We start from the raw sequence: 6,714 nt of genomic DNA, 5'->3' as shown, positions 1-6,714 counted from the left end.
GGACCCGCGGTTTTAAACCCCATGCGCCGGGTTATTGGGGGGGGGGGGTTTCAAAACACACCCCCCCCCCCCCACACTCTTAACACGTGCTCTCACGAATACGCAGAAAAGACAGCCTAGACGCTCTCACGTGAGGCATGATGTTGCAACACCGCACCCGCAGCAACCGCATCCCGCTGAGCCCGCGCCGCACGAGCCTTAGCCCGCGCCTGATGCTGACGCTGACGACGTAACTCATCACGACCATCAATACGCATCTTCTTATCCACCGCATCCATCGACCGGTGACGCACAAACCGGCACGACGCACCCTCAACCGGCTGCGTAGTCTCGGTGAGCGTATCCAACACAGCCTTTAGCGCATGACGGCTCGCCGCCGTCAACGCATCACGACTCGTACCGCCACGAACACCCACCGTACGCTTCGGCGTGAACAACACACTCGCCCCACGCGGCACACCGCGATACTCAGCGAACGACACCGGATCGACACCCAGGCGCTTAGCCATCACCTCAATAGCCGGCGGATTCTGATCCACACACACGAACTTACGGCCCAACTGAGCCGCCGCCGCACCTGTAGAACCAGAACCAGCGAAGAAATCCAACACCCAATCACCCGGACGGGAACTCGCCGCAATCATACGACGTAACAAACCCGTAGGCTTCTGCGTGGGATACCCCGTCTTCTCCTTACCCGTCGGCGACACAATAGTATGCCACCACACATCCGTAGGGAGCTTACCGCGAGAAGCCTTCTCCTCAGTCACCAAACCGGGAGCCATATACGGTTCACGATCAACCTCCGCAGTATTGAAGTAATAGCTGCGGTAATCCTTCGCGTACACCAAAATATTGTCGTGCTTCGTCGGCCAGCGGCGCGTAGACTTCGCACCGTAGTCATAAGCCCAAATCAGCTCATTAATGAAGTTCTCCCGACCAAAAATCATGTCGCACATAATCTTCACATAATGAACCTCACGCCAATCCAGATGCAGGTACAAGGTGCCGTCCTGCGCAAGCAGACGATGCGCCTGCTCAATACGCGGTGCTAGGAATGCCCAATAATCCTCGAACGAGTCGTTATAGCTCGCCAGAGTCTGCAGGGTGCTCGAATAGCTCTTGCCCTTAAAGCCGGTGCGGTCACCCTTCTCAGAAGCCTCCGCGCTCAAAGTGCGGCGCGTTTGCTTCTTACCCGTATTGAACGGCGGGTCAATGTAAATCACGGTGAACGCACCATCGGGCAGGTCACGCAGATACCCTAGGTTATCTGCCTGCACTAGCAGCGACGGGCCCTGCGGATCGAAAACAGCCGAATCCGCGGGGTGCGTCTTAGCGGTAGAGGAGGGCGCGGCAGGTGCCGGGGATGCTGAAATACCCAACCCCGGCCCTAGCCTTCAGAACCAGCACGGTCAGCGCCACGGCCCTTACTGCGAGAACTCTCAGGACCGGAGTCCCCAGCACGAGAACCTTTAGCACGCGAGCCTTCAGAGCGGTGGCGGGTGCGGCGACCCTCACCCTCCAGCGGCTGACCCTCAACACGGCGGGTACGGCGACGCTTACGAGGCGCACGCTCAGAACGCTCAGAAGAATGCTCGGTACGCTCAGTGCGCTTGCGGCCTTCGGAACGGCTACGGCGCTTGCCACGGCCCTCACCGTCACGACCGCCAGAACGGCCACCATCACGACCTCCGCGAGAACGAGCCGGGCGGCCATCACGAGAATCACGGGCGCTCTCAAAGAACTCCTCGCCCATCCCCTCAGCCACACGCTCCTCGCGCGGCAGACGGCCCTTGGTGCCAGCCGGAATGTTCAGGTCGTAGAACAGGTGCTCAGAGGAAGAGTAGGTTTCTACAGGCTCAGGAACGCCCAGCTCCAGGGCGTCGTTAATGACCTTCCAGCGCGGCAGGTCATCCCAGTCCACCAGGGTCACGGCGGTACCCTCATTGCCCGCACGGCCGGTACGGCCGGTACGGTGCAGGTAAGTCTTCTCATCCTCGGGCACGCGGTGGTTAATCACGTGGGTCACATCTTCAACGTCAATACCGCGAGCCGCCACGTCGGTCGCGACCAGAATATCGACCTTGCCGGAACGGAACGCCTTCAGCGCCTGCTCACGCGCAACCTGGTTCAGGTCACCGTGCAGAGGCGCGGCAGCGAAGCCACGGTGCACCAGCTCCTCCGCCACGCGGGCAGCATCACGCTTGGTCTTGGTGAAGATGACGGTGCGGCCGCGACCGGTAGCGCGCAGAATGCGGCCAATCATCTCGTCCTTATCCAGGTGATGTGCACGGTAGACGACCTGGCGGATCGATGCCTTAGTCTTCGATGCGTCCTCGGGGCTAGCGGCACTAATACGCATGGGCTTGGTCATGTACTGGCGTGCCATCGCAATGACCGGGCCGGGCATGGTTGCGGAGAACAGCATACTCTGGCGGTCCTCGGGCAGGTAGCTGAGAATCTTCTCAACCGACGGCTGGAAACCCAAATCCAGCATTTCGTCAGCCTCATCGAGGACCACAATCTTGACCTGCTTCAGGTTCAGGAAGCCCTGCTGGTACAGGTCGATAATGCGACCGGGGGTGCCTACTGCAACCTCCAGGCCGCGGCGCAGCAACTCAGCCTGAGGCTCAATCGGCACACCACCGTACAGGGTAGCGATGCGGGCGTTGCGCAGCTTCGCAGCAATCGCCAGATCCTCACCCACCTGAATAGCAAGCTCACGGGTCGGAACCAGAATCAGCGCCTGAGGTGCGCCGGGGTACTCCAAATCATCCCAACCCTCATCGTCGCGGCCGACCACACGCTGAATGGTGGGCAGACCGAAGCCGAGGGTCTTACCGGTACCGGTCTTCGCCTGACCAATGATGTCCTGGCCAGACAGAGCCACGGGAAGAGTCAGCTCCTGGATGGGGAAGGGGGAGGTAATGCCAACCGCCGCGAGGGCGTCGCTAATATCCTGGCGAACGCCGAAGTCGGCGAAGGACTTTGCAGTCTGAGTGGTTTCCTGCGTGTTCGTTTCAGTCACTGGACCGTATCTTTCTACCCCTGTTCGGGGTGTGTTTCTCCCCGAATTGGGGTGTACCAGCCAGCGCCCCAACGGTGGAGGCGGTGACGGGCGGGCGTCGAAAGCCGGCCGCGGGAAATTCTTACACGGGAAATTCTTGCCGAGACGCCGCCTGCACGCATGGTTCATTCATGATGAGAAGGCGGTGCAGCCTCGGGGTCTTGAAAGGGGTACGACCGGTCATTCACTTAACCCCTCAATATTAACCCGGATTTGCTTCTGGTGCACCCCCAAGCGGTTGTGGCGTGCGCCCGTGATGGGCGATATACCGCCCCAAAACCGGGTGTCGCGAGGTTTTTGTGTGGGCGGCTTAAAACACAAATCCCCGCATCCGGCACGGCGTAACCTTACGGCGCATAAAGCGCACGCACACAGCGCATAAAGCGCGGTTACGCATCATGACGGATGCGGGGGAGAGCTAAAGCTAAAGGGGAAATTGCTACCGAAGTAATTAGGCGCTGATACCGAAACCAACGTGACGCTTCGCGTCGGAACCCAGCTCAACGTAGCCAATTTGAGTGCCAGAAATCAGGGTGGTATTGCCCTTATCGTCAGTGATCTGCAACAGGGAGCCGTCCTCAATTGCCTTTGCGACCTTCTCGGTGATAACGTCCTTGGATTCGGTGGTCTCAACAACGATTTCGCGGGCGATGTGGCGAACGCCAATCTTGATTTCCATGAGTCTCCTCGCAGAATAGTCCGGCGCCGCCAAACGCGCGCCGGGTATGGGAACTGTCTTATCTAGCATCTACTCTAGCGTGAATGCGCCCATCGGCACCGTGAACGGGCGGTACTTCGCCGGGGGCTAATAAAATACTCGCCACCGGATGCGTGAAAAAGTGCGCGAAAACCCACACAAAACCTGTGCGAAAACGGGTTTGGGTATGCGAAGAATGCCAGCAAGAGCAGGGGAGAGGCTCTTAAGAGTCCTCCACCTGAATACCGTAGAGAGTCTCCAGTGCCTGTACGTAATCCTCCGTGCGGCCCTCCGCCGCAAGTTTCTTGGCGCGCACTGTCGGGGTGTGCAGCAGGGACTTCACCATGCGACGCATCGCCAGCTCAAGCTGCTCCGTCGCCGCACCGCAACCAAACTGGCTACGCACCTTCTCCAGCTCGGAATCCAACACATCCATAGTGTGCGAGCGCAGCGCAACAATCGCGGAATCAATCGTGCGGGAACGCTGACGAGACAGGAACGCCGCCAGCTCAGATTCCACGATGCGCGTAGCCGTCGCCACGGATTCCTCGGTTTCCTCGGGCGCGGCAAGGCGCACCGATTCGAGGGTAATCAGCTCAACGTTCGGCAGGTCAGCAACCGAGGGATCAAAGTCACGCGAAAGTGCCAGGTCGAGGATCGTGTGGTGACCGCCCGGAATCTGTTCGGGAAGCAACGGATCAGAGCCGCCGGAGCAACCAATAATGACGTCGGCAGAAGCCATGGCCTGCTCCATGCCGTCCACCGGCACCGCAGAAACCTCGCGTTTTGCTGCGAACTCGGCGGCACGGCCCGAACGGGAATTGACCCAAATGTCGGTGCAGCCACGGTCGCGCAGAGCCGCAATGGTCGCGCCGGCGTAAGCACCCGTACCAAAAATCAGGGCGCGGCGGGTCGACCAATCCTTCTCGGCAACCTCATCCGCAAGATCGAGGGCAACAGATACAATGGAGCGGCCCTGAGCACCAAGAGCCGTATGCTGACCCACCTGACGAGCGGTATGCGCCGCGTGTTCAAATAGCTGAACCAGCTCACCGGGAAGGGGCACGCCGTCCTCTTGCGCTTTCGCCTGAGCAACAGCCAGGGCGCGGCGCACCTGACCGGTGATTTCACGCTCGCCAACCACAGCAGATTCTAAGCCGGAGGCGACCGTCAGCAGGTGGCGTGTAGCCTCATCATCGGCGTACACGTCGAAGCTGGAATTAACCAGTTCTTTGTCTAGCCCGGAGGTGTGCGCAATAGAGTCGACAATCAGCTCACGAACCATGGTGACATGGGCGGACACATGTAGTTGAACATACATTTCAAGACGGTTACAGGTGGCAAGAACGACTGCACCCTTGACACCCAGCTGGCGCGTCATCTCGCCCGCCAGAACATCGGGTACGCCGGAAGCACCGGCGCTCAACGCAGCGACGGTGGTCAAATCAACGGTGTGGTGCGATGCCACAAATGCATAAGTACTCACTAGAGACTAATCATAACCACGCCGGCTAAGCCCCTGTAAAGCTTACAGAACCTAAGTTCCACCATCGTAGGGGTCAAGAGTATCTGCACGGTCGGGGAACTGAGTACGATGAATAGACACAAACTAAGGTTTTCCTCACCACTAAGAAAGCTACCATTAGGTAAGAGTCGCCATGACATAGTGTCGCAAAAACACCCGCATAAACCTGTCACACTAGACACTATGAGCGAAAACCAGCACACAACTCCTGCATCGGAAAAGGGCCCCGCATCGGCTGCCGCACAGGCACCCGCTCTGCCCGCACACCCCACCGACGCCCAGCGACCCCTGCTCACCGACGAACAGCTCGCACACCTACCCGCCAACCACCCCCTGCGCGCAGGCACCACCGCCGACTCGCCCATGCTCCGCGCCCTCACCGGCCGCCCCTCCAGTCACCGACCCGTCTGGTTCATGCGTCAGGCAGGCCGGTCCCTGCCCGAATACCGTGAAGTACGCGAAGGCATCCCCATGTTGGACGCATGCCTCACCCCCGACCTTGCTGCAGAAATCACCGTGCAGCCCGTCCGCCGCCACAAGGTCGACGCCGGCATCTTCTTCTCCGACATCGTCATCCCCATGAAGCTCGCGGGTGTCAACGTCGATATCGTGCCCGGCAGGGGCCCCGTACTCGACCAGCCCGTACGCACCCTCGACGAGGTGCGCGCCCTGCCCGAACTCAAAGACAGCGACCTCGACCCCATCCGCGAAGCCGTAGCCGCCACCGTAGAAATGCTCGGCGACACCCCGCTCATTGGCTTCGCCGGAGCCCCCTTCACCGTTGCCGCCTACATGGTCGAAGGCGGCCCCTCCCGCGACCACCTGCACCCGCGCACCATGATGCACGCCGACCCCGCTGCCTGGCATGAACTCGCCGCCTGGGCATCGCGTACCGCAGGCCAGTTCCTGCGCGCCCAGATCGAGGCGGGTGCCTCCGCCGTGCAGCTCTTCGACTCCTGGGCAGGCTCCCTCGGTGAAAATGACTACCGCCGCTACGTGCAGGCACACTCCGCAACCGCCCTCGACATGGTGCGTGAATACGGTGTGCCGCGCATCCACTTCGGCACCGGCACCACCGCACTGCTGCCCGCCATGCACGAAGCCGGTGCAGACGTCATCGGTGTAGACTACCGCCTGCCGCTATCGGCAGCGAACACCCTGCTCAACGGCGCCGTACCTCTGCAGGGCAACATCGATCCGGCACTGCTTGCCGCAGGTAGCGAAAACCTCTACGCACACGTAGACGAAGTGCTCGCCGAAGGCAACGCCGCCCCCTCGCACGTGGTCAACCTTGGCCACGGCGTACCCCCGACTACCGACCCGCAGGTGCTCACCGACCTCGTGGCGTACATCCACGAGAAAACGGCAAGCTAAAGCAGCGGACCCGCGGGGCTAACACATATCAGCGCTGCGAGACACCGCCCC

Annotated in this window: 5 protein-coding genes; 1 reads left to right on the top strand and 4 read right to left on the bottom strand. The window is 60.6% G+C overall.

Annotation, left to right across the window (positions count from 1 at the left end):
- Positions 1-116 precede the first annotated feature (116 nt).
- From QFX05_RS07710 to QFX05_RS07695, 4 genes are all read right to left on the bottom strand, one after another.
- On the bottom strand, positions 117-1,382 hold the full coding sequence (locus QFX05_RS07710; protein WP_279742148.1) for a DNA-methyltransferase: 1,266 nt from the start codon (positions 1,380-1,382) through the stop codon (positions 117-119).
- An 8-nt stretch (positions 1,383-1,390) separates the two neighbouring features.
- On the bottom strand, positions 1,391-3,028 hold the full coding sequence (locus QFX05_RS07705) for a DEAD/DEAH box helicase (RefSeq protein ID WP_279742147.1): 1,638 nt from the start codon (positions 3,026-3,028) through the stop codon (positions 1,391-1,393).
- Positions 3,029-3,518: 490 nt separating this feature from the next.
- Positions 3,519-3,746: a DUF3107 domain-containing protein gene (locus tag QFX05_RS07700; RefSeq protein WP_279742146.1), complete on the bottom strand. Its 228-nt coding sequence runs from the start codon at positions 3,744-3,746 to the stop codon at positions 3,519-3,521.
- Positions 3,747-3,987: 241 nt separating this feature from the next.
- A complete protein-coding gene (locus QFX05_RS07695) occupies positions 3,988-5,250 on the bottom strand; it encodes a glutamyl-tRNA reductase (RefSeq protein WP_279742145.1) in 1,263 nt (420 codons plus the stop codon).
- A gap of 222 nt (positions 5,251-5,472) precedes the next feature.
- Between QFX05_RS07695 and hemE the strand changes: the two genes are divergently transcribed.
- Complete coding sequence (gene hemE / locus QFX05_RS07690) at positions 5,473-6,663, top strand: uroporphyrinogen decarboxylase (RefSeq protein ID WP_279742144.1); 1,191 nt, start codon at positions 5,473-5,475, stop codon at positions 6,661-6,663.
- Positions 6,664-6,714: the final 51 nt, after the last annotated feature.

The sequence above is a fragment of the Rothia similimucilaginosa genome, from assembly GCF_029850875.1.
Taxonomy (GTDB): Bacteria; Actinomycetota; Actinomycetes; order Actinomycetales; family Micrococcaceae; genus Rothia.
The sequence above is the reverse complement of the archived record's forward strand: the minus strand, read 5'-3'. Positions and strand labels throughout refer to the sequence as shown.

What these genes read in the sequence shown, in the direction of transcription:
- QFX05_RS07700 (WP_279742146.1), bottom strand. Translation starts at nt 3,746, where the DNA reads ATGGAAATCAAGATTGGCGTTCGCCACATCGCCCGCGAAATCGTTGTT.
- hemE (WP_279742144.1), top strand. Translation starts at nt 5,473, where the DNA reads ATGAGCGAAAACCAGCACACAACTCCTGCATCGGAAAAGGGCCCCGCA.